The 24,441-nt window shown below is 66.7% G+C and carries 20 protein-coding genes and 1 pseudogene; 5 read left to right on the top strand and 16 right to left on the bottom strand.

All coding sequences use genetic code 11. The features are described from left to right. The first annotated feature begins 1 nt into the window (after position 1). A complete protein-coding gene (locus ACLIJ1_RS07675; protein ID WP_411364919.1) occupies positions 2 to 817 on the top strand; it encodes an ABC transporter permease in 816 nt (271 codons plus the stop codon). Here ACLIJ1_RS07675 and ACLIJ1_RS07670 read toward each other — a convergent pair whose 3' ends face one another. The 4 genes from ACLIJ1_RS07670 to ACLIJ1_RS07655 form a co-directional block, all read right to left on the bottom strand. Next, the gene (locus tag ACLIJ1_RS07670; protein WP_411364918.1) at positions 818 to 1,075 is read right to left on the bottom strand and encodes a hypothetical protein; all 258 of its coding nucleotides are present in this window, start codon (positions 1,073 to 1,075) and stop codon (positions 818 to 820) included. 199 nt (positions 1,076 to 1,274) lie between these two features. Then, positions 1,275 to 2,393 (bottom strand): YbdK family carboxylate-amine ligase, encoded by a 1,119-nt coding sequence (locus tag ACLIJ1_RS07665; protein ID WP_411364917.1) that lies wholly within the window; start codon positions 2,391 to 2,393, stop codon positions 1,275 to 1,277. 3 nt (positions 2,394 to 2,396) lie between these two features. After that, the gene (locus tag ACLIJ1_RS07660) at positions 2,397 to 3,581 is read right to left on the bottom strand and encodes a cation:proton antiporter (RefSeq protein ID WP_411364916.1); all 1,185 of its coding nucleotides are present in this window, start codon (positions 3,579 to 3,581) and stop codon (positions 2,397 to 2,399) included. 88 nt (positions 3,582 to 3,669) lie between these two features. Beyond that, positions 3,670 to 5,178, bottom strand: coding sequence for a hypothetical protein (locus ACLIJ1_RS07655; protein ID WP_411364915.1), 1,509 nt, complete (start codon positions 5,176 to 5,178; stop codon positions 3,670 to 3,672). 110 nt (positions 5,179 to 5,288) lie between these two features. Here ACLIJ1_RS07655 and ACLIJ1_RS07650 point away from each other — a divergent pair, with 110 nt between their 5' ends. Then, positions 5,289 to 5,912, top strand: a complete 624-nt coding sequence (locus ACLIJ1_RS07650; protein ID WP_411364914.1) for a hypothetical protein — start codon at positions 5,289 to 5,291, stop codon at positions 5,910 to 5,912. 6 nt (positions 5,913 to 5,918) lie between these two features. On the opposite strand, the gene ACLIJ1_RS07645 is transcribed toward ACLIJ1_RS07650, so the two are convergent. Then, positions 5,919 to 6,794: a class I SAM-dependent methyltransferase gene (locus ACLIJ1_RS07645; RefSeq protein ID WP_411364913.1), complete on the bottom strand. Its 876-nt coding sequence runs from the start codon at positions 6,792 to 6,794 to the stop codon at positions 5,919 to 5,921. Then, complete coding sequence (locus ACLIJ1_RS07640; protein ID WP_411364912.1) at positions 6,791 to 7,243, bottom strand: potassium channel family protein; 453 nt, start codon at positions 7,241 to 7,243, stop codon at positions 6,791 to 6,793. The genes ACLIJ1_RS07645 and ACLIJ1_RS07640 overlap by 4 nt, the downstream gene beginning before the upstream one ends. Before the next feature lie 40 nt (positions 7,244 to 7,283). On the opposite strand from ACLIJ1_RS07640, the gene ACLIJ1_RS07635 reads away from it, so the two are divergent. The 3 genes from ACLIJ1_RS07635 (at position 7,284) to ACLIJ1_RS07625 (ending at position 9,380) form a co-directional block, all read left to right on the top strand. Next, positions 7,284 to 8,327 (top strand): serine/threonine protein kinase, encoded by a 1,044-nt coding sequence (locus ACLIJ1_RS07635; RefSeq protein ID WP_411364911.1) that lies wholly within the window; start codon positions 7,284 to 7,286, stop codon positions 8,325 to 8,327. 108 nt (positions 8,328 to 8,435) lie between these two features. After that, entirely contained in the window at positions 8,436 to 8,900 is a 465-nt protein-coding gene (locus ACLIJ1_RS07630) for a MarR family winged helix-turn-helix transcriptional regulator (RefSeq protein WP_411364910.1), read from the top strand. Between the two features lie 51 nt (positions 8,901 to 8,951). Then, entirely contained in the window at positions 8,952 to 9,380 is a 429-nt protein-coding gene (locus tag ACLIJ1_RS07625; protein WP_411364909.1) for an organic hydroperoxide resistance protein, read from the top strand. 6 nt (positions 9,381 to 9,386) lie between these two features. Here the strand turns inward: ACLIJ1_RS07625 and ACLIJ1_RS07620 are convergent, their stop codons facing one another. From ACLIJ1_RS07620 to ACLIJ1_RS07575, 10 genes and pseudogenes are all read right to left on the bottom strand, one after another. Then, entirely contained in the window at positions 9,387 to 10,334 is a 948-nt protein-coding gene (locus ACLIJ1_RS07620; protein ID WP_411364908.1) for a response regulator, read from the bottom strand. Beyond that, the gene (locus tag ACLIJ1_RS07615; protein WP_411364907.1) at positions 10,331 to 11,521 is read right to left on the bottom strand and encodes a hybrid sensor histidine kinase/response regulator; all 1,191 of its coding nucleotides are present in this window, start codon (positions 11,519 to 11,521) and stop codon (positions 10,331 to 10,333) included. The genes ACLIJ1_RS07620 and ACLIJ1_RS07615 overlap by 4 nt, the downstream gene beginning before the upstream one ends. Then, entirely contained in the window at positions 11,518 to 12,846 is a 1,329-nt protein-coding gene (locus ACLIJ1_RS07610; protein ID WP_411364906.1) for a sensor histidine kinase, read from the bottom strand. The genes ACLIJ1_RS07615 and ACLIJ1_RS07610 overlap by 4 nt, the downstream gene beginning before the upstream one ends. Then, positions 12,843 to 14,270, bottom strand: a complete 1,428-nt coding sequence (locus ACLIJ1_RS07605) for a class I SAM-dependent methyltransferase (protein WP_411364905.1) — start codon at positions 14,268 to 14,270, stop codon at positions 12,843 to 12,845. Before ACLIJ1_RS07605 ends, ACLIJ1_RS07610 begins: the two co-directional genes overlap by 4 nt. Before the next feature lie 180 nt (positions 14,271 to 14,450). Continuing rightward, complete coding sequence (htpG, locus tag ACLIJ1_RS07600; RefSeq protein WP_411364904.1) at positions 14,451 to 16,316, bottom strand: molecular chaperone HtpG; 1,866 nt, start codon at positions 16,314 to 16,316, stop codon at positions 14,451 to 14,453. A gap of 112 nt (positions 16,317 to 16,428) precedes the next feature. Then, entirely contained in the window at positions 16,429 to 17,706 is a 1,278-nt protein-coding gene (locus ACLIJ1_RS07595) for a lipase family alpha/beta hydrolase (protein ID WP_411364903.1), read from the bottom strand. 79 nt (positions 17,707 to 17,785) lie between these two features. Next, positions 17,786 to 18,754, bottom strand: a pseudogene (locus ACLIJ1_RS07590) (pseudouridine synthase); the annotation flags it as partial. Positions 18,755 to 19,005: 251 nt separating this feature from the next. Further along, positions 19,006 to 19,731, bottom strand: coding sequence for a Crp/Fnr family transcriptional regulator (locus ACLIJ1_RS07585; RefSeq protein WP_411364902.1), 726 nt, complete (start codon positions 19,729 to 19,731; stop codon positions 19,006 to 19,008). 75 nt (positions 19,732 to 19,806) lie between these two features. Beyond that, the gene (locus tag ACLIJ1_RS07580) at positions 19,807 to 20,700 is read right to left on the bottom strand and encodes a UbiA family prenyltransferase (protein WP_411364901.1); all 894 of its coding nucleotides are present in this window, start codon (positions 20,698 to 20,700) and stop codon (positions 19,807 to 19,809) included. Continuing rightward, positions 20,697 to 24,155, bottom strand: a complete 3,459-nt coding sequence (locus ACLIJ1_RS07575; protein WP_411364900.1) for an ArnT family glycosyltransferase — start codon at positions 24,153 to 24,155, stop codon at positions 20,697 to 20,699. Before ACLIJ1_RS07575 ends, ACLIJ1_RS07580 begins: the two co-directional genes overlap by 4 nt. Positions 24,156 to 24,441: the final 286 nt, after the last annotated feature.

Below are 24,441 nucleotides of genomic sequence, written 5' to 3'. Positions count from 1 at the left end.
CATGACGACCACTGCTTCCCATTGGGCTCCGCCCCGCCTGTCCATGCGCTGGTGGCCGGTCTTCCGGCGCAATCTGCTGGTGTGGAAGAAGCTCGCCATCCCCAGCCTGGTCGGCAACATCGCCGAACCGCTGATGTGGCTGGTGGCCTTCGGCTACGGCATGGGCACCCTCGTCGGCCAGGTGAACCTGCCGACCGCGCAAGGCAGCGTGGCAGTGCCCTACATCCTGTTCCTGGCCAGCGGCAGCATCTGCATGAGCGCGATGAACGCGGCCAGCTTCGAAGCGCTGTATTCGGCCTTCTCGCGCATGCATGTGCAGAAGACCTGGGACGGCATCATGAACGCGCCGGTGCGGCTGGACGATGTGGTGCTCGCCGAAATGCTGTGGGCTGCCTTCAAGGCCCTGTTCACGGTGACGGCCATCATGGGCGTGATGCTCGCGCTGGGCATCAGCCATTCCCCCAAGCTCTTGCTGGCGCTGCCGGTGCTGCTGGGTGTGGGGATCACCTTCTCGTGCATCGCCCTGGTCTTCAATGCCCTGGCCACGGGCTACGACTTCTTCACCTACTACTTCACGCTGTTCCTGACCCCGATGATGTTTCTCTCGGGAATCTTTTTTCCGCGGGAGCAACTGCCGGGTGTCGTGCGGACCATTTCCGAGTGGCTGCCGCTGACCAATGCGGTGGCTCTCGTTCGCCCCCTTTTCATGGACCAGTGGCCCGATCGGCCGCTGGTGCACCTGTCGGTGCTGGCGTTCTTCGCGGTGGCTGCATTCTGGGCCGCGCTGGCGCTGACCAGAAAGCGGTTCGCGAAGTGATCAGTGCACGGCGTGCTGCAGGGCGGGCTGGGCGGCGGCGTAGTACTCGATGCCCGAATCCATGAAGTCTTCTTCGTCGATCGCGGCGTCGTAGGCGCGGGTCGTGGGGTGGGTGATCGGGATCAGGGGCTTGTCCAGCGGACGGCACACACGGTGGCGCAGGCCACGCAGGTTGCGGCTGCTTTCCATGGCGCTGATCACGGCTTCCGGATCGAGCATGAGGACGAAGGGGTTGAGGCGGCTGGCGGTGGAGTTCATGATGCTGTCCTGAGGAGAAAAGGGTGAAAACAAAGTTGTTTGTCGATGTGACAAACTGTATTCATCCTGTTTCAAGGCGTTAAGTCGGCGCACCACCATTCGCGTTGTAGGAAGTTGCCTGACAAGGGGTGAGAAGAACGGGAAAAGCCGCCCTGTTTCCCTTGCGCCAGCGCCGCCTGCAAGGCCTCCCGCACGCTCTTCAGGTGCGCAAGGCTTCGACCGCAGAAGCCACCACACCCTGCACGCTTCCACTCTCTTCGTAAGACTTTCTCAGGAAGCTGGCGTGGTTGCCGGCTTTCGCGGCAGTACGTTCGATTTCATCCAGGGCAGCGTGTGCACCCAGCGCATCGGCGTGTGGTCCGATCACGCGCAGGGTCGCGAGGATGTCTTCGCGGATGCCGATCTGTTCGCGCGTGCGGGGGTTGACCATGGTGCCGTCGAGACCGAAACGGCAGGCCTGGAAGCGGTTGTAGGTGTAAACAAGGTAATCGTCTTCGACCGGCGGCGGCTCGTCGCGCTGTAACAGGTGGCGGCAGATGCACTGCAGGTAACAGGCCAGCGCCGCAGCGCGCTCCACCGTCAGCGGCGTGTCGCAGACCCGCAGTTCGATGGTGCCGTACTCGGGTTTGGGCCGGATGTCCCAGTAGAAGTCCTTCATCGACTTGACCACGCCCGTGCTCTCCATCTTGGCAAAGTAACCATCGGCAAACTCGTCCCAGCGCAGCAGGAAGGGCGCGCGGCCGCTGAGCGGAAACGCAAACACCGAGTTCAGCCGCGCCGAGTCGAACAGCGTGTCCACGCCCTGGAAATAGGGCGAGGAGGCCGAGAGCGCGATGAAGTGCGGCACATAGCGGTTGAGCGAATGCAGCAGGAACAGCGCCTCGTCGGGCGAGCTGCAGCCCACGTGCACGTGCTGGCCGAACACGGTGAACTGCTTGGCGAGATAGCCGTAGAGGCCCGACAGTTGCTCGAAGCGCGGCTTGGAGAAGATGCGCTGCTCGAACCAGCGCTGAAACGGGTGCGTACCACCGCCAGCCAACGCCACGTTGAGCCGGTCACCCGCCTTCACCAGCGTGTTGCGGATCTCGCGCAATTGCGTCAGCAGCGGTCCATGGCCGGTCTGCACGTCGGTCGCGATCTCGATCATGCTCTGCGTCATCTCGGGCGTGACCGTGCCCGGAAAGGGCTTGCGCGAGAGCAGTTCCAGCAGGTCGTTGGCGCTGCTGGAGAGGTCCATGTCGTAGGTGTTGACCAGCTGCAGTTCGAGCTCGACGCCCAGCGTGAGCGACTTGGAGGCTTTGAAGGTTTCCAGCGGCATCGCTCACTCCCGGGTCACATGGGTTTCGCGCGCGGCCTGCAGCGCGCGCTGCGTCACCAGCGGTCCGAACAGTTCCTGCAGCAGCATCATGAAAGCCAGCACCGTGAGGATCTGCTGAGCCGGCGCGAAGCCATAGAGCCGGCTCTGCTCCAGCAGCAGGATCGCGTAGGCAGACATCGGCGTCAGCGCCAGCCCGGTCAGCAGGCCCTTGCGTTCGGTGCTGCCCGAAAGCCGCGCCGCCGCCACATTGCACAGCACCTTGCTGGCCGTGCGCACCAGGATCAGTGCCAGGCCCAGCCAGACGCCGTGGTGCAGGTCGCTCCAGTCCAGCAGCGCCGCGATGTAGACGAACAGGAACAGCGTCATCAGATCGCCCGCCGTACCGAAGCCGCGCTGCGCGTTGGTCAGATGCACACGGCGCTCGCGCGCCACGATGCCGAAGGTCAGCGCCGCCAGCAGCGGCGAGAGCTTGAGCCCGTAGGCCATGGTCGTCAGCAGCACCACCGCCAGCGCAAACACCAGCGTCGCGTCCCGCTCCTGGATGCGCTGCGCGCGCAGCAGGGCCGGCATCGCCACGCCCAGCAAGGCGCCGACGGCCACCGACGTCGCCAGCACGTGCACGCTGCCAAAGGCGGCCATCACCAGATCGCCCGAGGTCGACAGATACCAGTAGCCGACCACCAGCTTGAGCGCCAGCACCGCCACCAGGCAGTTGATCGCACACAGGTGCAGCACGCGCTCGGTCACCTGCCCGGCGCTGCGCAACTCGTTGGCCACGCGCACGATGCCCGCCGGCGATGCCGACACCGACAGCGCCGCAATGATCAGGCGCGTGTCGGTCGGCAGCGAGAAGAATCCGGTCACCAGGTACACCGCGCAGAAGGTGACCACCGACTCGCCAAGGCCCAGTGCCAGCACCCAGGGGTTGTGGCGGAACCAGCGCAGGTGGATGCGGTAGCCCAGCTCGAACAGGACCAGCGACAGCGCGACGTTGGCCAGGAAGGGCAGGCCAGGCACCGCGTCGGTCAGGCCCGGCAGGTTGACGAGGCTGGCCACCAGCCCCACTGCGACGTAGCTGCACACGCGCGGCAGCGAAGCCAGCTCATGCAGCCGCTCGCCCAGGTACCAGGCCAGCAGCAGCACCAGCGGCCAGGCCATCGATTGGAGAAGGAATGACAGGTCGGTCACAACTGGCAACACCGGTGACGGGACACGGCCCGGGGCACCGTGTGTACCACCGACCTTGGGCCGCACCGTGTAACAAGACGCAAAGCCCTCAGGGGGCGGCGGTCACTTGACGGCGCTCGAACCGCTGCTCCAGCAGGAACGGATCGTCGAAGTGGCGCCGTCCGACAAAGGCTGTCGGGTGCCGGCCCCACTGACGCATCGCCCCCGGGCTTTCGATGCCCATGGGCCAGAACAGCGCGCGCTCGCCCCGTTCGGTGCCGGGCATGATGCCGCTGGACCAGAAGGCGCTGCGGCGCGCGCCACTGGTGGTCGGCAGACTGCGCAAGCCGTCTTCCTCCAGCAGCGCATAGGTCAAGGCACTGCCAGCAGCATCATCGACCGACACGCCCACCAGCTGGTGATCGCCGGCGCTGATGCGCACACGCAAGCGCTGGCCCGGCGACAGCGGCGGAAGCCGCACCGGCACGAAGGCCCATTCGATGTCCGGTTCGGGCGGCGCGCGCGGCACCAGGGAGGGCGTGGGCACAAAGACGTGGTAACAGCCGCAGCCGTGGATGCTGTCGAGCAGCAGCACCCTGCCCGCCTCGTCCAGCGTGATCCGCAGCACCACCGCGTCCACCCGCCCGGCCAGCAGGTCGGCCGGCCCGCGCGCCGGTCGCTCGGTGAACCACACGCTGTAGACCAGCTGCGGCAGCGTGCGCCCGCCCCAGCGGGTGTGCGCGATGCGCTGGTAGACCACCGGCGCGCGGACGTCGACCTCGGGGGCGGGCGACGAGCCCCAGCCCAGACGACCGGGGCGGTCATGGTCTGCGGTGGTCTCGATGTCGATCACGGGTGCGTGGGCGGCGAGCAGTCGACGCGCCGCGGTGTCGTCCAGCGCCACCATGCCCAGCGCATCGCGCGGCCAGGGTGTCGAGCGGTCGTTGTCCAGCGTTGCGGTGGCTTCGGCGAGACCAGGCCGGTAGCGCATCCATCCCGCCGGCAAGCCGTTGGTGATGGCCGCAGCGTCCCAGCGCGCCTGCCACTGGCGCAACTCGCGCGCCACGCCGGAAAAGAAGGGCCAGCGCGTCAGCGGGTACAGCCCGAGGCCGCGCAAGGTCGTGCTGTAGTCATCCGGCACCACGGCGGCCCGGCGCAGACGCTCCCGCGCCGTGGCATCGGCCGACAGCGCATCCCACAGACGCGGCGCACAGGCGCGCACCCGGCCCATCGCCGCAGCCCCATCCGGGACATCCAGCGCACGCAGCGCCGCAGGCGGCAGGTTGGCCATCTCCGCGTTGCGGGCCGCATCGTCCAGCGCCACCAGGCGTCGGCCCCAGGCGGCCCAGGCGGCCTCACTCGCAGCGGCTTCTCCAGCAAACGACGCCAGCAGGCGGTCAACCCGCAGGAAGCGCACGCCCGGCACACGCGCGGCACCGCCATCGCGCACCGCGTACGCATCGACCTGTTCATCCAGCCGCTCGAACCAGCGCCGGCACCCGTCGCTATCCCCGGACCGGATCTCCACCGGTGCCACCACACAACCGGCCAGCGTCAGCGCTGCCGCCAGCGCCGCGGCGCGAAGCATCAGGCGCTGCAAAGGTGATGCAATGGTCATCGGCGCATGGTAGCGGCGCCTGGATGGCCCTGCGGCGGTCGTTACAAACGCTTCACACGGCGGCGTTACCATGCCTCATGACCATGACTTTCCGACTCTCATCCCCTTCCGTGGCCGCGCTCGTCCTGTCGATCGCCGCCTCTTCCGCCTTCGCGCAGTCCACCCCCGCCGCCACGCCAGCACCCGAGGCTGCCGCGGCACCGTCCAGCCCCGCCAAGAAGGAGCTGGTCCAGCGCATCCTCAAGCTGCAGCAGCCGGGCATCGAACGCCTGGCCACCGCCATGACCGAAGACCCCGCCGTGGTGCTGGGTGGCCGCGCCTCCGAGATCATTGCGGCCAAGGTGCCCAAGGACAAGCAAGAAGCCGTGGCCAAGGAAATCCAGGCCGAGATGCAGAAGTACCTCAAGGACACCGTGCCGCAGGTGCGCAAGAGCGCGCAGCAGCTGGCACCGGTGACCATCGGCCCGATGCTCGAATCGAAGTTCAGCGAAGAAGAACTGCGCCAGGTCGTGGCGCTGCTGGAGTCGCCGGCCTACGCCAAGTACCAGCAGCTCAGCGGCGAAATGCAGCAGGCCCTGCAGGCCAAACTGGTGGCCGACACCCGCGGCACCGTCGAGCCGCGCGTCCAGGCGCTCGAAAAGGCCGTCGGTGAGCGCCTGAGTGCCGCCACCGGTGCAGCTTCGGCGGCGCCCAAGGCAGCGCCGAAGGCCGCCGCCAAACCCGCCACGAAATAAGCCCGCTCAGGCCGCGAAGCGCTCGCGCAGGGGCTGCAGGCCCAGTTCGTCGAGGATCTGCCCCAGCCGCTCATGCGCGCGCTGGCGCTGGGCCTGCCCGCCGTCCTGGCGACGCGCCAGGATCAGCTCGTTTTTCATCGAGTGCTCCCAGCCGACCAGCTCGGTCACCGTCACCTGGTAGCCGTGCGCTTCGAGCTGCAGGCAGCGCAGCACATTGGTGATCTGGCTCCCGAACTCGCGCGTGTGCAGCGGGTGCCGCCAGAGCTCGGCCAACGGCGTGCGTGAGAGCGACAGCGCCTTGTGCTGCCGCATCACGGAGGCCACCTCGGCCTGGCAGCAGGGCACCAGCACCATGAAACGCGCCTGCCGCGCCAGCCCGAAGGCGATCGCGTCGTCGGTCGCGGTGTCGCAGGCGTGCAGCGCCGTCACCAGATCGATCTTCGCCGGCAGGTCGGGGTGGTCCAGCGCCTGCTGCACCGTGGTCGCCAGAAAGCCCATGCGCGCAAAACCCAGTCGCTGCGCCAGGTCGCGGGACTTCTCGACCAGTTCGGCCCGGGTCTCGACGCCGTAGACCGAGCCCACCGGCTTCGACTTGAAGAACAGGTCGTACAGGATGAAGCCCAGATAGGACTTGCCTGCGCCGTGGTCGGCCAGGGTCACGTCACCGCGGTCTTTCAGCACCTCGTCCAGCAATGGCTCGATGAACTGGACCAGGTGGTAGACCTGCTTGAGCTTGCGCCGCGTGTCCTGGTTGAGCTTGCCCTCACGGGTGAGGATGTGCAGCTCCTTGAGCAGCTCGACCGACTGGCCTTCGCGCAGCTCGGGAAGTTGCTCCTGCAGGGTTTTCTGTGGCGGCTTGTGGGAGGTTCTGGCGGTTTTCAATGGGTGCCCTGTTTGGGAATGTCGGTTTTCACGGGCAAGGCCTTGTCCAGCCGCGCGTCCAGGGCCTGCAGCTGTTCGCGCAGCGAGCGGATCTCGTGCCGCAGCTCGCGCTCGATCTGCCGCTCTTCGGCCTGGACCTCTTCTTCCACTTCCTGCTCGACAAAGATGGCCGCCAGCGACGCCGTGACCAGCGACAGCACCGACAGGCCCAGCAGAACCATCAGCGCGGCAAACACCCGCCCGGCGTGGGTGTGGGGCACCATGTCCCCGTATCCCACGGTGGCGGCGGTGGTGAAGGCCAGCCACAGGCCATCCTGCAGCGTGATCACCTGAGGCTCGAGCACCCAGAAACCGAATCCGCCAAACAGCATGATCACCAGGCACAGCGCGAGCGAATACCAGAGGCCGCGGCGAATGATGTGCAGCCGACGTTGTCTTGAACGTTCCATGATTCGATTCTGTCACGGCCCGCAGGGCGACAATTGAGCCATGACCTCTACGCCCGCCTCTGCGCTGCACCCCTATGCCGCCCTCACCCCTGACGTGGTGCAGGACGCCCTGGGTGCCATCGGTCTTTGGGGCGACGGGCGCCTGAGCGCGCTCAACAGCTTCGAGAACCGGGTCTACCAGATCCACCTCGAATCGCCGTTCGACGGCCATGAGCAGGTGGTCGCCAAGTTCTACCGGCCAGGCCGCTGGAGCGACGCCCAGATCGCCGAAGAACACGCCTTCGCGGCCGAGCTGGTGGCGGCGGAGATCCCCGCCGTGCCTCCGCTGGCCATCGGCGGCCACACCCTGCACCATTTCGGCGGCTTTGCCTTCTCGGTCAGCCCGCGGCGCGGCGGACGCCGACCCGAGCTGGACGACTTCGATGTGCTGGAGTGGATTGGCCGCTTTCTGGCGCGCATCCACAGCGTGGGCGCAGCGCGTCCGTTCACGCACCGTCCGGCGCTGGATGTGGCGGCCTTCGCCCTCGAACCACGCGACTGGCTGCTGCAGCACCGCATGATCGCGCCCGAGGTGCAGACCGCCTGGGCTGCCGCGCTGAGCGAGGCACTGGCGCTGATCGAGTTGCACCCGGCGCTGCGTGCGGAGTCGCCCGCCGACCCGGACGGCATCGCCCGCATTCGCCTGCACGGCGACTGCCACCCGGGCAACATCCTCTGGACGCCCGAGGGCCAGCCGGGTGCTGGTCCGCACTTCGTGGACCTGGACGACGCACGCACCGGCCCGGCGGTGCAGGACCTGTGGATGCTGCTCTCGGGCGACCGGCGCCAGCAGACGCAGCAACTGGGCGCGCTGGTCGACGGCTACGAGCAGTTTCGCGCCTTCGACCGGCGCGAACTCGCCCTGATCGAGCCCCTGCGCACCCTGCGCCTGATCCATTACAGCGCTTGGATCGCTCGCCGCTGGGACGATCCCGCGTTCCCGATCAACTTCCCCTGGTTTGGCAGCCGCGATTACTGGCAGGGCCAGGTGGACATGCTGGTCGAACAGATTGAAGAGATGCAGAACGAGCCGCTGGTGGCCTGAACACGGCTCGCTGCCGCTTGTCAACGCGACCAGTGCGCCACCCTTTGCGCAAAAAGGTTATTGGCAATTAAATTGCACACAATTTAATTGCCGCCTACAGTTCGTTCCATGGCTTCCCGCAACACCCCCCGAAACACCGCACTGTCCGAGCAGGCCCTGCGACTGGACCACCAGCTCTGCTTTGCGCTGTATTCGGCCTCGCTGGCGATGACCAAGCTCTACAAGCCGCTGCTCGACGAACTCGGCCTGACCTATCCGCAGTACCTGGCGTTGCTGGTGCTGTGGGAACAGGACGGCGTGACCGTCTCCGACCTCGGCGAGAAGCTCTACCTCGACTCCGGCACGCTCACCCCCCTGCTCAAGCGCATGGAAGCGGCCGGGCTGGTGTCGCGGCTGCGGGATGCGGCCGACGAGCGCCGCGTGCTGATCCGCCTCACCGCCGACGGTCGCCAGCTCAAGGCCCGCGCCCTGAGCATTCCAGGCTGCGTGCTGCAGGCTGCGCAATGCGATGTGGCGGAGGCCATGACGCTCACCCGGCAGATCCAGACCCTGCGCAACCGCCTGACCGCCTGACCCGTTTTCCACCCGCTTCAGTCCGAAGCAACCCACCTGAAAGGAACGACCATGACCACCCCTCTCCAGAAAGTTGTCTACACCGCCCGCGCCCACACCACCGGCGGTCGCGAAGGCAGCTCGCGCAGCGACGACGGCCTGCTCGACGTCAAGCTCACGCCGCCCAAAGCCATGGGCGGCGCCGGCACGGCCACCAATCCCGAGCAGCTGTTTGCTGCCGGCTACTCGGCCTGTTTCATGGGCGCGCTCAAGCACGTGGCCGCGATGAAAAAGGTCGCCATTCCGGCCGACGCCTCGATCGACGCGGAAGTGGACATCGGCCCGATCCCGGCCGGCTTCGGCATTGCCGCCCGTCTGGCGATCAGCCTGCCCGGTATTGACCGCGCCGTGGCGCAGGACCTGGTCGACACCGCCCACCAGGTCTGCCCGTACTCGAACGCCACCCGCGGCAACATCGAAGTGGGCCTGACACTGGTCTGACCGGCCTCAGCCGCGCAAGCGCTCCATCGCGTCGGCCAGCCAGTCCGCCGGCAACGGTTCGGCGGCGGCCGGCGCGACACGCCAGGCACCTGCGGACCCCGCGACCGCAAAGCGCCCTTCGGTCCACAGCTGCCAGGCCAGCCAGACACAGTCTTCGGCCGTCACCACCTGACCGGCGGGCGCCGACAGCAGCTCTGTGAGGCCCCTGGCATGCCTCAGCAGCACACCGTCTGGCCGACGCTCGCCACCCAGCGCGTGCGCCAGCACATCTTGCGCCGACCCTTCCCCACCGAATGCCCCCCATCGCTGCAACCAGCGCCGCAGGTGGGCGGCAATCGCGACACTGCGATGCGCCTCGGCCTGCTGCAGGTCCGCATGGTCCCACTGATTCCAGTCGATCACGGCCTCCCGGCTGCCGACGGTCTGCGCCGCTTTTGCAAACCGGTACAGGGCGAGTTCGTGGGCGTGTTCGCTGAGGGCGGCACAGGCGACTAGCAAGGAGCCCAGGCGCGCGGCCACCAGTTGCCCCTGCTGCGCCACCATGCGGTCGCGCATCAGCTCGTCGCGCTCATGGCGAAGTGCCGCCAGCTCCAGCGCATTGCGCAGGTCGGCGCGCAGACCCTCCAGCTCCCAGGGCTTGGCGATGTAGCGGTAGATCTCGCCGGTGTTGATGGCGTCGATCGCCTCGCCGATCTCCGAGTACGCCGTGGTGAGCATGCGGACGATGTGGGGGTAGTGCAGGCGCGCATGGCGCAGCAATTCGTTGCCCCGCTCGCCGGGCATGCGCTGGTCGCAGACCAGCACCGCGATTTCGGACCCGTGTGTGCTGAGCACCGCGCGCCCCTCCTCCACAGAGATGGCGGTCAGCACCGGCGCCAGCGGGCCCACCAGCCGCTCAAAGTATTTCAGGGCGATGGCTTCGTCGTCGACGTACAGGATCTTCTCGGGTTTCATCGGGATACCTCATGGTGTTTTTCTTCTTCCCTGAACTTGAAATACAGACAGATGTGGACGCCGCCGCCAGGCGGTGACAACACCTCGATGTCGCCTCCCAGCGACTGCATGACGCGCCGGCAGAACACCAGCCCCATGCCATGACCACCTTGCTCGGCGCGGGTCGTGACAGGTTCCCGCGTGAGCCGTGCCAGCACCTCCGGCGCTATGCCCGGGCCGTTGTCGGCGACCCGCATCACCGGTTCGCCCGCTTCGGTGTCCAGCACGATGCGGATCGCCGGCAGTGGCGGAGGCGCAGCATGAAGGGCCAGCAAAGCGTTCTTGACCAGCGTGCACAACACCAGATACAGCAGATCGCGCTGGCCCGGCAACGTGAAGTCCTGCGCGAGATCGCACGACAACCAGCCAGCCTCGTCCGCTTCGAACGGATAGCCGTCGCGCACCGACTTCACCAGATCACTGGCCAGTTCCGACGCGGCTTCGTCGGCATGGTAAGCGTCCCGCGCGGTGCGCACAAAGCTTGTTACAAGCGACTGGGCATAGTCGGTGCGGCGCAACGCAGCGTCCAGCATGGTCCGGACCTCGCCCGGCCGGCGCAGGGCCAGACAGGCCAGCTCGGCACTGCCGCAGGCCGGTGCCTGCTGCCGGTCACGCAGCGCGTGCAGGTAGCCGCCGACGGTCGCCAGCGGGGTTCTCACCTCATGGGCCAGAAAGCCCAGCGTTTCGCGCAGGTTCTCGTCGCGCCGACGCAGCAGCACCTGGTCGCGCAGCCGGCGGCGGCTGGCCGCACTGGCATCGCGCAGCGCCTGCCGGGTCACCGCTTCGTCCAGGGGCTTTTCGAGGATCTGCTCCACCCGCCCCTGGTTGACCGCGGCCAGGGCCACATCCTTGTCGGCGTAGGCCGACATCAGCAGCCGTGAAATGTGTTCGTACTCGCGGCTCACGGTCGCCAGCAGCCGCACACCGTCCTGCTGTGGCATGCGGTAGTCGGTCAGCAGCACCGCCACCTCGTTCCCCCGCTCGCGCAGCACCGCCAGCGCCTCGTCCACCCCGCCGGCGGTCAGCACCACAAACTCGTCGCCGTACAGACGCACAAACCATTTGAGCGCCTGCGGCTCGTCGTCGACCAGCAGGACCACCCGAATCTCCTGCGGAGACAGGGTGGTGGACGGACCGGCCAGCGTCATCGCGGAGGCCTCGGAAGATCAAAGACAAACTCGGTCCATTCACCCTGGACGCTGTCGACCGACAGCGTGCCCCCATGGCGCTGGACGATGCCGTAGCTGACGCTCAGCCCCAGCCCCAGCCCGGCGCCGACGTCGCGCGTGGTGAAAAAGGGCTCGAACACACGGCCGATGTTGTCGGGATCGATGCCATGCCCGTTGTCCCACACGGCCACCCGCAGCCGCTCGCCCAGCGGCGTCACGCGGATCTCGATCTTCGGCTGCGCGCGCTGGACCTTCTGCAGCGCGCTGCCGGCATTGCTCAGCAGGTTGATCAGCACACCGATGATGGCCGGCTCGTCGCCCATCACGTGGGTGTCCTGCGGCAGGTCGATCACCATCTCGATGCCCTTGATCTCGTAGCCGGCCAGCCGCACCGCGGAGCGCACCGCATGCTCCAGCAGGAAAGGCCGCTGGCTGTCCTCGCCCGGCTTCTGGTAGGCGAAGGTCTTGAGGTCGGAGACGATGTTCTGCACCCGCGTCAGGCCTTCGCGCGCGTCCTCCAGGCTCTCTTTGAGCATCTCGTCGGTCTTGGCCGCCGGCACGCTCAAGCCCATGTTGACCGCCATCAGGCTGTAGTTCACCGGGTTGTTCAATTCGTGCAGCAGCCCGGCCGAGAGCGTTCCGATCGCGGCCATCTTCTCGCGCTGCAGCAGCTGGCCCTTGACCTCGGCCAGCGTCCGGTTGGTTTCCTGCAGTTTCTCGTTGTTCTGCGCCACTTCGTGCTGCAGCTGGAACAGGCGCAGCCGTGCCCGTTCGTTGAACCAGGTGCAGACCGCACTGGCGATGCCGGAGAAGATGATGAACAGGCTGTTGGTGTAGAGCTTGCCGGTGTCCGTCGCCCCTTCGGGATGGAGCAGGCAGGCCATCAGGTACAGCGCCAGCGTCACCACACCGAACCCGATGCCTTCGTAGAAGGTGATGGGCAGGATGATGCCGACCGCGTACATCGCCAGGTGCAGCCCGACGAAATAGATCGACTCCACGCCGCTGGTGAGCCAGATCATCCAGGCGATCATCATCTGCGGCAGCAGCAGCCAGAACATGGTCAGCGTGCGGACCTGCGAGCGGCCGAACGGCGTGAACAGCAGGGCCAGCACACCGCCGGTCAGCATCGCGACCGTCACCCGAAGCATCAGGAAGTTGCCCAGCTGCTCCGGGTACGAAAAGAAATCGAGCCCCACCCCGGCCAGCACCAGCACGATCGAGGTGATGCCGCCCGCCTTGCTGTAAGCGAGGCGGAACGCCGAGAGCTGCTGCTCGTAGGGCGAGGTGTCGCGCGCCCTCATTCCGCCATCGCACCTGCGGCCGCACGCGCGGGCAGCGTCGTCTCGGCAAAGAGATTGACGCCGGTGGCGTCGGTGTACATCTCCACCGCGGCTCCGACCTCGGACATGACCGCGGCCATCTGCGCTTCGTCGCGGTAGATCAGGTGCCACTCCAGCAGGTGCTCCATGCCGTGGCGCTCGGGATTGCTTGAGTGCACGTTGGTCAGAAGCATGCGTGCGCCGGTGTTGGCCCGGCTCATGAAGTAGCGGATCAGGCGCGTGCAGACCTTGTCGGAGAGGTAGTCGAACAGACCGGCGCAGTAGACAAAGTCATACCCCTCCGCGCCCACGGGAGACGGCGCGCGGGACGGCCGCTTGAGCAGGTCGTGCACCGATTCCTGCACGTAGTTCACGTCCAGCTGGCGCCCGTGCTGCGCCAGGCTGTCGGCAATGCGCCCGCGCGTGTAGTCCAGGGTTTCGCCACTGAAGTCCAGCAGGGTGAAGCTCAGCCGGCGCAGGTCCGCGCCAGATGCGATCAGGCGCTGCACCTCGACCGCCGGGCCGCAACCGATGTTCAGGATGCGGATCTGGCGCCCTTCCTTTTCGCCCAGCGCCACCGCACGCTGCAGGAACTTGACCAGGATGTCGATGCGGTTGCGGTGCGCCTGAGCCACCGCAGCGCGCAGGAACGTCGCGTTGACCAGCTGGATGTAGGTGCTGCTGCCCTGGCGGGGATCGCCCAGCAGCTGGTTGACCATCTCGTAGTCGCCCGCATACCCCAGCGGCTTGGCAAACGTTCGGTAGACAAAGGGCGCCCGCAGCACCAGCGGATGCAGGGCCGCCTGCGCATAGCTGCGGTGCAGCAGCGCGTCTTCGGGCGGCACGCTCGCCGCCTCTCCCTCCAGCCGGACCAGAAAGCTCTTGCCCTTGATCATCAGCGGCTCGGCCATGGCCCAGAACACCGCATCGGCCAGCCGGCCGTCGCGGTCCTTGGGGAGGGAGTCCAGCATGTCGGCCTGGTCGATCCATCGGGCCGTCTCGGCCAGAAAGGCCCGGAACTCGCTGACCGCGACCTGGTAGCTTTCCTTGACGCGGAAGCGTTGCTGCCAGTCCTCGACAAAACGGGTGGCTTCAAGGCCGACCTCGCGCACATTGCCGCGCGTCAGGTTGAGGTCCGACCACTCGTCGATCAGGGCCAGCGAGACCACCGCCATCAGCCCGGTGTTGAGCAGGCTGACCACCACGGCCTTGCCCTGGTAGATGGCCCGCTCGCCCGAGCGGATCACGAGATCGCTGAGGACCTCGCTGACCTGGACGATCGAATAGGGGTTGTAGATCTCGAGCACCAGCGACCGGCGCTGGAGACTGGTCAGCGTGCCGCGCGCGGCTTCGCCCTGACTGTTGCGAAAGGTAACTACGGGATCAAACGGACGCTGGGGATGCACGGCGGGTGGCTGTCAACGGTGGTGGGGCTTTTCACCCCAATTGAAAACTCCCAATCTGCCAGTGTAGTCATCTGTGACGGGTTTCACGGAGCCGGTGTCGCGGCCGCGCCGCCCGAACGAAAAAAAACCCGGGCGGAATACCCGTCCGGGCTTTTGACTGTGGTCTTTGCGCCGCAGTGGTCAGGCCAGCAGCGCGTTGACGCGCCGCACATAAGCCGCCGGGTCGTCCGGCAGTCCGCCCTCGGCGAGCAGCGCCTGGTCGAACAGGATGTGGGCCAGGTCGTCGAAGTGTGCCGAACCGTCGAGCTTCTTCACCAGGGCATGTTCGGCATTGATTTCCAGGATCGGCCGGACCTCGGGGGCTTTCTGCCCGGCCGACTTCAACAGCCGTGCCAGCTGGGTCGAATACTCGCCGTCTTCCACCACCAGGCAGGCGGGCGAATCGACCAGGCGCGTGGTCACGCGCACGTCCTTGGCCTTGTCCTTGAGGCTTTCCTTGAGCCTCTCCAGCACCGGCTTGAAGGTCTCGGCCGCCTGCTCGGCCGCCTTCTTTTCTTCCTCGTCCTGCAGCTCGCCCAGATCCACCGCACCCTTGGCCACGCTCTGCAGCGGCGTGCCGTCGAACTCGTTGAGGTAGGACAGCGCCCACTCGTCGACCCGGTCGGTCATGAACAGGACCTCGATGCCTTTCTTGCGGAACACCTCCAGCTGCGGGCTGTTGCGCGCGGCGGCCGCGCTGTCGGCGGTGATGTAGTAGATCGCGGCCTGGCCCTCCTTCATGCGGGCCTTGTAGTCGGCGAAACCGGTGGTCACCGCATCGCCATGGGTCGACGCGAAACGCAGCAGTCTGGCAAGCTTGTCACGGTTGGCGAAGTCCTCGCCCAGGCCTTCCTTGAGCACGGCGCCGAACTCGCCGTAGAACGCGGTGTATTTGTCGGCGTCCTTGGACAGGTCGTCCAGCAGGGACAGCACACGGCGGGTGTTGCCTTCGCGGATGGCCTTCACGTCGCGGCTTTCCTGCAACAGCTCGCGGCTGACGTTCAGCGGCAGGTCGGCCGAGTCGACCACGCCCTTGACCCAGCGCAGGTACGAAGGCATCAGGCTCTCGGCCTCGTCCATGATGAAGACGCGCTTGACGTAAAGCTTGATGCCGGCCTTGCGGTCGCGGTTCCACAGGTCACCCGGCGCCTTCGCCGGGATGTAAAGCAGTTGGGTGTATTCGGTGCTGCCTTCGACGCGGTTGTGGCTCCAGGCCAGCGGAGCTTCCTGGTCGTAGCTGAGGTTCTTGTAGAACTCGGCGTACTGCTCGTCGGTGATGTCCTTCTTGCTGCGGGCCCAGAGCGCGTTGGCGGAGTTGACGGCTTCCCACTCGTCCTGTTGCACGTACTCACTCTTCTCGGCGTCCCACTCCTCCTTGCGCATCAGGATCGGCAGGCTGATGTGGTCGGAGTACTTGGAGATCAGCGACTTGAGCTTCCAGTGGCTCAGGAACTCGGTCTTGTCGTCGCGGATGTGCAGCGTGATGGTGGTGCCGCGGGCGGCGCGCTCGATGGTCTCGACCTCGAAGTCGCCGGTGCCGCCGCTGGTCCAGCGCACGCCTTCGGACGCCGGCAGGCCGGCGCGGCGCGACTCGACCACGATCTGGTCGGCGACGATGAAGCCTGAATAGAAGCCGACCCCGAACTGGCCGATCAGCTGCGCGTCCTTCTTCTGGTCGCCGCTCAGGCGTCCCATGAAGTCCTTGGTGCCGCTCTTGGCGATGGTGCCCAGGTGCTCGACCGCCTCGGCCTGGCTCATGCCGATGCCGTTGTCGGTGATGGTGATGGTCTTGGCATCCTTATCGAAGGCCACACGCACATCGAGGTTGGGCGCGTCTTCGAACAGCGCGGCGTCGTTCAGGCCTTCGAAGCGCAACTTGTCGCACGCGTCCGACGCGTTGGAGACCAGCTCGCGCAGGAAGATCTCGGGGTTGGAATACAGCGAGTGGGTGACGAGGTGCAGCAACTGGGCCACTTCGGCCTGGAAGTTCAGGGTTTGTTTGCTCATGCTTCGTTCGAGGTCAGAAGGTCAGAAGGTCGGGAAAGGGGGCGACACCGCCCGGCCCGACAACGGGCGTGCGGCGCTCGCGAGGGCGCAATTATGGGCGCCCGGCGGCTTTTCAAGCCGGAGCGCGATCGGCCTTCAGCCAAGCCAGCAACCGCTCGGCCACCGGCCGGCTGGAGAGCAGGTCAAGGTGACCGGTGCGCCAGGCGACCTGCTGGTGGTCAGGCGCAAACGCCAGTTGCCGCGACGGTTTGTCGTGCTGCCCCAGCGCGCTGCGCAGTGGCACCAGACCGTCGCCGGTCAGCCGGTCCGCCAGCAAGCCGCGCTGTCCGGCCAGGGTCGCCGCCACGGCGAAACAGGCCACGCCATCCGGCAGCGGCAGTGCCACGCGGTGGTCGTCGGACGCCGCGAAGCGGTCGCGCCCCTGCCAGTCGGCGTCCTGCACATGGCCGTGGCGCAGGTCGGTGATGCCCGCGCTGCGCAGCTGCCCCAGCCGGGTGAAGGGTGCCGTGAACGGCGTGGCGGCCAGCAGCAGGTCCACCCCGTGGCCCGCGCGCTCCAGCGGCGCGCCGTGGTGCGGCGTGCCCAGGAACACCATCTCACGCAGCAGCGCCGGCCATTGCTGACCGGCCTCGCGGGCGACCTGTACCGCCGAGCGTGACACCAGACCGCCCATGCTGTGGCCCACGATGCTGATGCGCTCCAGCGGCACCGGCCAGGCGGCCACCAACCGCTCCAGCACCGAAGCCAGCTCGCGGCCGTTGGTCGAGGTGTGCAGGCCGGTGTTGTAGCGCAGGTAGACCGGTGTGCAGCCCAGCGCCTGCGCAAGAAACGTCCCATGGTCATGCCCGTCGCGCAGCCACTGTGCATCGTTCATGCACAGGCCGTGGACCAGCAGCAGCAAGTGCGGACCGACCTGACCGCCCAGTGACGCCGAAAGCGCCGACGGCGGGTTCAGCGCCAGCGTCTGGCCGCCGTGGCGCAGCAGCATGGGTTGTGCCAGCGCATTGCCGGTGAGCTGCAGCCGGTCGCCCAGCACGCCGTTGAGCGCCGCCAGCACCGCCTCACGCTCGGGCGAAGCGTCCGGGTGGGTGGCCGGGTCATCGACCAGGGGCAGCAGGGCACCCAGCGCCGCGTCGGTCCCCCAGCCCACCAGCCGCGTCACCCCGCGCACCACCTGGTAGATCTGCCCGGTCAGGCCGCTGGCCTGTTCGGCCGATGCACCGGCTGAAAGCCCCAGCCGCCGCCGCACCGCCTGGTGCACGCCCTCGGTGATGTTGATGACGCCATGCGTCGCCTGTGCGGCGAGCTGCGCGGCGGCCTGCAGGTCTGCCGGGCGGACGTGGCGAAGGACAGTGGCTTTGGGAGGGCGGGGCGGTGTGCGGGCGGTCATGGGCCATTGTGGGTGGCGCGCCCCACCGTGCCTTGGCTCCGCTCCCTAAATTGGAGATCCGCAGCAGGCGGACACGAACTCAGAAGCCCTCGCTCGGCCCGAGATACCGCCACTGCCCCACCGGCAGGTTGCCCAGCACCACCTGGCCGATGCGGATGCGCTTGAGGCCCACCACGTGCAGGCCGACCTGCTCGCACATGCGGCGGATCTGGCGCTTCTTGCCTTCCTTGAGGACGAAGCGCAGCTGCTCGGGGTTCTGCCAGTCGACCTGCGCGGGTCGCAGCGGATGGTCGTCCAGGCTCAGGCCGTGGCGCAGCAGCGCCAGCCGATCGGGCGGAAACACCGCCTGCACGTTCTGCGTCACCACGCCGCCGCCCTTGGGGCCTTCCGGTGCCCAGTGCACGCGCACCAGGTATTCCTTTTCCACCTCCGAGTCTTCGCCGATCAGGGTGCGCGCGACGCGACCATCCTGCGTGAACACCAGCAGGCCGGTGGAATCGATGTCGAGCCGACCGGCTGGCGCGAGGTTGCGGCTGTGGGCGGGCTCGAAGCGGCGGCCGCTGCGGTCCTCGCGCCAGTGGTTCGGCCCGGTGACCAGCACAGCGGCGGTCTCGTGGCCGTCTTCCGGCAGACCGCTGACATAGCCCACGGGTTTGTGCAGCAGGATCGTCACCTGTCCGGCCTGCTGGTGGCGCGCCTGCGGCAACACCTCGACCTGCGCGTCGGGCGGCACGGGCTGGCCCATCACCGCCGGCTGGCCGTTGACCAGCACCCAGCCGCGGGCGATCCACTCGTCGGCCTCACGGCGCGAACACAGGCCGAGATCGGCCATGCGCTTGTTCAGCCGCACTTCGCCGTTGGCGTTGCCCACGCGGGCGAGGTCGGGACGGGCGTCGCGCGGCGGGCGGGCAGGCCGGGCCGCGCCGGACGAACGGGGGCCGGACGGCGGCGTGGGGCGTTGGTCTGCATTGCTCAGCCGGGGGGCATCGCCGCGCTGGCCTGCACCCCATGAAGCATTGCCGCGCGGTGCGTCGTCGCGGCGGCGGGGAGCTGCGCCTCTGGGCGCTTCACCCCGTTCGGAGCGCTCGGCACCGGCCGGGTGCTGTGCCGCCCAGGCGGCTTCGCGCTTGGCGCGCTCGGCCTGGACTTCGGCCAGGGGTCGGGCCCGCGCCGGGCCACGCGGGCGCACAGGGCCGCGGGGCGGGGCGAACTTGTCGGCAGCGGGCTTGGCCTTGAGCTGCAGCGTTTTCTTCGGTGTGTCGGTCATCCCCCAATGATCCCACGCCAAGGTCTGGGGTGCTACAGCTCGCCCGAGCGCAGCGCCTTCAGGTCCAGCACCCTCAGGCCACCGTATTCGACCCGGATCCAGCCTTTGGCCGAGAGCGTGGTGAGTGCCTCGTTCACCCGCTGGCGCGACAGGCCCACCAGGTAGGCCAGCTCCTGCTGGGTGATGCGCAGGATCCCGCCGACATTGGGCGAGAGCAGCGGATGGAACAGCGCGGCCAGGTTGCGCGCCACCCGAAGGTCGGGGCTGGAAATGCGGTCGATCTCGCGCGCCGCGATGAACTGGCCCAGGCGCTCGTTGAGCTGGTTCATCACGAAGCGGTTGAAACCGATCGAGTGGTCCAGCAGCCAGTGGAAGTTGTCGACCGGCAGACCGGCCACCCGGCTCTTGCGCAGTGCCTGGATGTTGTAGCGGTACTGCTCGCGCTTGAGCACGGTGCCTTCGCCGAACCAGCCGCCCGGCGCCACGCCGGTGAAGGTGATCACCGCACCCTGCGAATCGTCGTTGCTCATCTTGAGCAGGCCGTCGAGCAGGCCGAACCAGTAGGTTGCCGGCCGGCCGATGCGGCAGATCAGTTCGCCGACCTGCACCTCGTTGACGACCAGCGTATCGAGCGCACGGTGGCGCTCGGACTCGGTCAGGCCTTCCAGCCAGGGGATTTCCGACAGCTCGTCTTTCGACGGCGGCCGGGCGGTGGCGCGCAGCGCGGCACCGGAGCGCAGGGCAGTCAGGGGAGCCATGGCGATGGTCCTGTCACGGTGGGTGTCACAGTCGGAGGCCAGCGGGCCCCGTCACTCCTCAACAAACGGCGCTCTTCACGCCAGCAGCACGGACACGATCATGACCATGCCGATGCCCGCGTACAGCAGACGATAGCGTACCTGCAGCCGCCGCACGCTCGCAAACGGCAAGCCTTCCCGCAGGGCCTGCAGCGTCCAGTACGCATGCAGGGGATAGATCGCGGCAATGAGCAGACCCAGCACCTGCGGCACCGCACCGCTCCAGGCCAACCCGACCAGCAGCGCATCGGCCAGCGTGAACAGCGCGAAACCGGCGACGAAGCTGCGCCGCTTGCCGAACCGCACCGCATTGGTCTGGATACCGTTGCGCCCGTCGGCATCGCCATCGCGCACCTCCTGCGTCAGGTGGCCTGCGCTGAACACCACGGCAAAGAACAGGCCAATCTGCAGGCCGTTGAGGTCGGGATCCCGGAACACCGAATAACCCATCAGGAAATGCAGCACCCCGCTGACCAGATGCAGCAGCGAGCTGGCCAGCGGAACGCCCTTGACGGAAACCCCGGGCATGGAATACAGGGCACTGGCTGCTGCAATGAGCAGCCCGAGCGACAGCGTCGCCGGCCCCAATCGGGCCAGCATCGCCAACCCCAGCAGCAGGGTGAGCATCGTCAGCACGCCGATCTCGTGGCGCCGGATGCCACGGTTGAGGAACACGCCCGCGGTCCGCGCCGGATCCAGCAGGTCCTGATGGACGCCGGCCCAGTCGTTGAGCAGAAACACGTGGGCCACCAGCAAGGCGTTGCCGACCGTCAGCAAGGTGAGTGCCCACAGGCTGTCGCCCGCCAGTGGTCCCACGGCGAATACCGCGCCCAGCAGCGGTGCTCCCTGCAGCACCAGGACTTCGTCGTAACGGATGCACGACAGCAGCCGCAACGCCCATCGCGCACCACTGGGTCGCTCCAGCATCATGGCTGCGCCTCCACGCCAAGCTGGTACAGGCGCAGCCAAATCGCGTACCCCACATCTTCCGACCAGTAGAAACGGGACACCGAGGCCGTGAGGTCGTTGTGATAGAGCATTGGAGGGTTCTGGCGCACAGGCGCGAACCGGTCTTTCGACAACTCCTGCAACAAGTGAAGCACCTCTCTCCTGGCGGGTCCGTTGCCTTCTTCCAGCTGCACCAACATGCGAACAGCATCCAGCCATGTCTGCTGTCCGGGCACGTCGGTCTGCACACGGGCCGCCGGCAGCGGGAGTTCGCAGCCTGCGGCTTTTAGGTCGGGTTGCCGCAGCACCGGAACGAGTGGCGCGCGGCGGTAGTACACCCACAGGCGTTCCTCGCCAATGGACTTGCGCAGCGCATTGCAAAGCGCCCGGGCTTCGGGCGGATCGACTTGCGTCAGCCACATCAGCAAGTGCATCTGGATGGCGACATCGGGCGGATTCGGATCGGACCCGGGGTTGAGGCACTGGGTGTGGCCAGGTTGCGCCAGCCAGGTCTGGTACAGACCCTCGGCGGTGCGATAGTGCTGCAGCGTCTCCAGTGCAGCCAGCCGCCCTGCGGCGTCACCGGGAGCAATGCGCCAGGTCAGCGCAGTGTCGTCGCTGTCGGGCGAGATGGTGCACATGCCGTTTTCGGTGTTGGCCCGTCCACCGGGTTTGCCGTGATACCGCACTAGCCCACCGTGCTCGATCTGGCTGCGCAAGTGGAACCTGGCCCGGTCCAAGCTGCCACCCAAACCGGACGCGTCAGCACCGGGCTGCAACAAGTCGACCATCAATGCCGTGAGGTACGTATTCATTTCACCGGCCGGAGCCTCAAACCGGGTGCCCGCGGTGTGGGTGGTCAGCCAATAGCCATCCGGGCGCTGGTGGCTCGCGACCAGCCCGGACGCGAGTCGCGCCATACCAGCCATCTCGGCGACTTCCGGCGATGCGCTTTCGGCACCAGGCTCGATCCGGACTTGCTTGAGCAGGAACACCAGGTCGCGCGCGTCACCGTTGGGCAAGGGGTTGACGGTCGCTGCGTCCACACCAAAGAAACTCATGATGTTCCGGCCGGGGTGCAGCCGCACAGGAAGCTGGACCGATGCGTTGCCTTCAAAGGACACCTCTCCCGCGACCGGCATACCATCCTGCAGCAACAGGATCCGCCGACGAGGCGTCGGGATACCAGGGCCGGGAGACACCCGGAACATCAGGTTCACGAACTGCGTCTGGCGAGCCCATAGTCCAAACTCGAGTCCTTCGTCCCGGCCTTGCCCCAACCACAGTGTTCCGTTCGGGCCGTCCTCCAGTTTTTCGATGGGCCAGGGTGTCTGCAGCACGACAGGATCGAGCCCCACCCGACCATGCAGCTGGTCGGACATCCGGATCAGGGGAGCCGAGGCAGGAATTGCGGTGACCTGGAAGGGGCGCTCGTTCATCGCGGTGGCGCCGGCCACCTCGTAAAGGCGCATGGTGGGAACACGCAGGGGGACCGACCGCAGCCCTGGCTCGGCATTGAGCCATGTCACCATCTCGCGGGTATCGATGGGCGGGCGGCCCACCACCCGTTCCCGCTGATCGTCGGTGATGAGAATGTGTGTAACCCGATTCGAGGCAATCAATTGATCCATCCGCGCAGGCTCGAACGGCCCGCTACCCCAGGGAACAACCGTATTTGAGTAACCAGTCTGCGGCGAGAACAACGGATAGTCGTGCGTCGAAGTATTGGCCACCAGCAGGATGCGCGAACCCGGCGGCAACAGTGACCCTGTGAGTTCATTGAAGGGTTCTGTGTTGTCGATATTCGGCTTGGTGCCGAACACCACACGCAACGCTTCCTGTGTCTGAGCGCGAATCGGTGCATACGCAGCGTAGCCCACCGCAGCGGCAACCAACGCTGGGGCGAGCTTTCTTCCTGACACCCTGCCGGCCAGCAGACTCGCACCGAGGAGCAGCGCCAATGCAAACGAACTGACCAAAAAGCGCCCCGGCACTTCCGCGTGCACATTCCAGCGGGCGCCAAAGATGATCGCCATGAAGATCGGCAGCGCGATCAAGGTCAGCACCGATTCAGCGGTCAATGGCGGCCGACGCCACTGAGGTGCCACGCGGCGGGCCAAACGCCAGCTGGCCACCAGCAAGACCGGCATCCAGAACATGCCCCACAGCGAAAACCGGCCCGATTGCTCCTGCAGGACATAGGCATAGCGACCCAGCCTGGGGCCATCGGCCTCACCTCCCAGAGGCACGCCCGCCCCCACGACATTGATCAGACTGTTGACGGCGCCGCTGAACCGATCCCTGACTTCCACGGGCATCGGAAGATCTGGCAGCTCCCACAACAGAAACCATGTGCGGATCGCGTGGGTGTAGACGACCTTCGCCGAAGGTTCGGCCTTCACAACTTGCCGGGCTTCTGGAGGTCCCAATGGATGTTGGTAGCGCTCCGTATTGAATGCCAATGGGATCCACAGGCCGCTCATCATGAATGCGATCACCAGCCCCATGAAAAAAGGCCTGAAGCTGGACCAGAAACCGTGCGGACGGGTCGACCACCAGAGCATCAACAACAGCCCTGGCAGCACGGCGAGGGGAAATGGGCGGACGTTGACCGCCAAGACAAAAAACGCTCCTAGAAACAGGCAAGGCACCGCCCCCCGCCTGTTTTCGCAGAAGACCTGGATCGCCCAGTAGGCCATCCCCAGCAGCGCCAAGGTCGCCCACAGCTCGGGCCTGAGCCCCACGGCACTGGCCATCACCAACGGTGTCGACACGAAGATCGCCACCACAACCAGCGAAGCTGTCTGTCCCAGCTTCATCGCCCGTCCGACCAGGAACAGGCCGACTGCGGCCAAGACCAAGGCCATGCTGAACATCACCCGCCCGGCCACCTCAGTCTTCGTCAGCAACACCGGCCAGAGGAAAAACAATTCGCTGCCGAATGGAGTGATGACCTGCTGGATGACGTGGCTGTCATAGGGAAAGGCAGCGCCGTTCTGGATCCAGTAGATGACCCTGGAAGCGTGGTAGAGCCAGTCGTCCGACCTTTGCAGCGGCTGCGCCACCGCCAACAACAGGGAAGCTCCAATGGCCACACCGCTCAGGCACAGCAGCAAGAGCCCCCAGACAGTCTGCCGGTCCAGGAACGACGACACACCAGCCCGTACCCGCTGCCACGCGCCAAACAAGCCGCTGGCGGTTGGTGGCCGCCAACCGCCGGTCAATGGCAAGGTTGCGGCCGCCAGCAGCAGCTGGACCGACAGCCACCCCATCGGTGACATCTGACGGACCTGCGACGTCAGGCCGGTGGTCGCACCGACCTCCAGCATCAGGACAGCCACAAAAATCCAGAAACCATCTGCCGCAGAACCCGACAGGCGCACAGCCCATCGCAACCCAACCCAGACAAAGAGCAGCAGGGAAATCAAAAAAAGCATGCGCGGATTGCGTGGTGTTTGCCCGCCCCCTGTACCAATGGGACTGCTTGAGCAGCCTACCCCGGCTTGTTGTTGTGCTTGACGATTGTCACGCCATGTCGATGTGGCACTTGGTTCGACAGGGCCGTTCGTTTCTTGAGCGCTTACGGTTCCCTGGCTGGCTTTTCTTTTGCAGCTCCCTAGGGAAAGTCCTAGCAGGGATGACCCCTCAATTGTCGTCGCACCGACAACATAACGTCAAACATCTGCCTACGATCCAGCCATCGCATTCCATCGAACAGCGCCT

Origin of the sequence: Hydrogenophaga sp. RWCD_12, from assembly GCF_046604225.1 — a bacterium.
GTDB lineage: Bacteria > Pseudomonadota > Gammaproteobacteria > Burkholderiales > Burkholderiaceae_C > Hydrogenophaga.
The sequence above is the reverse complement of the archived record's forward strand: the minus strand, read 5'-3'. Positions and strand labels throughout refer to the sequence as shown.

Excerpts from the sequence above, each read along its gene's own strand:
- ACLIJ1_RS07575 (WP_411364900.1), bottom strand. The coding sequence starts at position 24,155 with ATGCTTTTTTTGATTTCCCTGCTGCTCTTTGTCTGGGTTGGGTTGCGA.
- ACLIJ1_RS07655 (WP_411364915.1), bottom strand. The coding sequence starts at position 5,178 with ATGACCATTGCATCACCTTTGCAGCGCCTGATGCTTCGCGCCGCGGCG.
- ACLIJ1_RS07625 (WP_411364909.1), top strand. The coding sequence starts at position 8,952 with ATGACCACCCCTCTCCAGAAAGTTGTCTACACCGCCCGCGCCCACACC.
- ACLIJ1_RS07615 (WP_411364907.1), bottom strand. The coding sequence starts at position 11,521 with ATGACGCTGGCCGGTCCGTCCACCACCCTGTCTCCGCAGGAGATTCGG.
- ACLIJ1_RS07670 (WP_411364918.1), bottom strand. The coding sequence starts at position 1,075 with ATGAACTCCACCGCCAGCCGCCTCAACCCCTTCGTCCTCATGCTCGAT.
- ACLIJ1_RS07665 (WP_411364917.1), bottom strand. The coding sequence starts at position 2,393 with ATGCCGCTGGAAACCTTCAAAGCCTCCAAGTCGCTCACGCTGGGCGTC.
- ACLIJ1_RS07610 (WP_411364906.1), bottom strand. The coding sequence starts at position 12,846 with ATGAGGGCGCGCGACACCTCGCCCTACGAGCAGCAGCTCTCGGCGTTC.
- ACLIJ1_RS07640 (WP_411364912.1), bottom strand. The coding sequence starts at position 7,243 with ATGGAACGTTCAAGACAACGTCGGCTGCACATCATTCGCCGCGGCCTC.
- ACLIJ1_RS07630 (WP_411364910.1), top strand. The coding sequence starts at position 8,436 with ATGGCTTCCCGCAACACCCCCCGAAACACCGCACTGTCCGAGCAGGCC.
- ACLIJ1_RS07580 (WP_411364901.1), bottom strand. The coding sequence starts at position 20,700 with ATGATGCTGGAGCGACCCAGTGGTGCGCGATGGGCGTTGCGGCTGCTG.
- ACLIJ1_RS07585 (WP_411364902.1), bottom strand. The coding sequence starts at position 19,731 with ATGGCTCCCCTGACTGCCCTGCGCTCCGGTGCCGCGCTGCGCGCCACC.
- htpG (WP_411364904.1), bottom strand. The coding sequence starts at position 16,316 with ATGAGCAAACAAACCCTGAACTTCCAGGCCGAAGTGGCCCAGTTGCTG.
- ACLIJ1_RS07595 (WP_411364903.1), bottom strand. The coding sequence starts at position 17,706 with ATGACCGCCCGCACACCGCCCCGCCCTCCCAAAGCCACTGTCCTTCGC.
- ACLIJ1_RS07635 (WP_411364911.1), top strand. The coding sequence starts at position 7,284 with ATGACCTCTACGCCCGCCTCTGCGCTGCACCCCTATGCCGCCCTCACC.
- ACLIJ1_RS07675 (WP_411364919.1), top strand. The coding sequence starts at position 2 with ATGACGACCACTGCTTCCCATTGGGCTCCGCCCCGCCTGTCCATGCGC.
- ACLIJ1_RS07620 (WP_411364908.1), bottom strand. The coding sequence starts at position 10,334 with ATGAAACCCGAGAAGATCCTGTACGTCGACGACGAAGCCATCGCCCTG.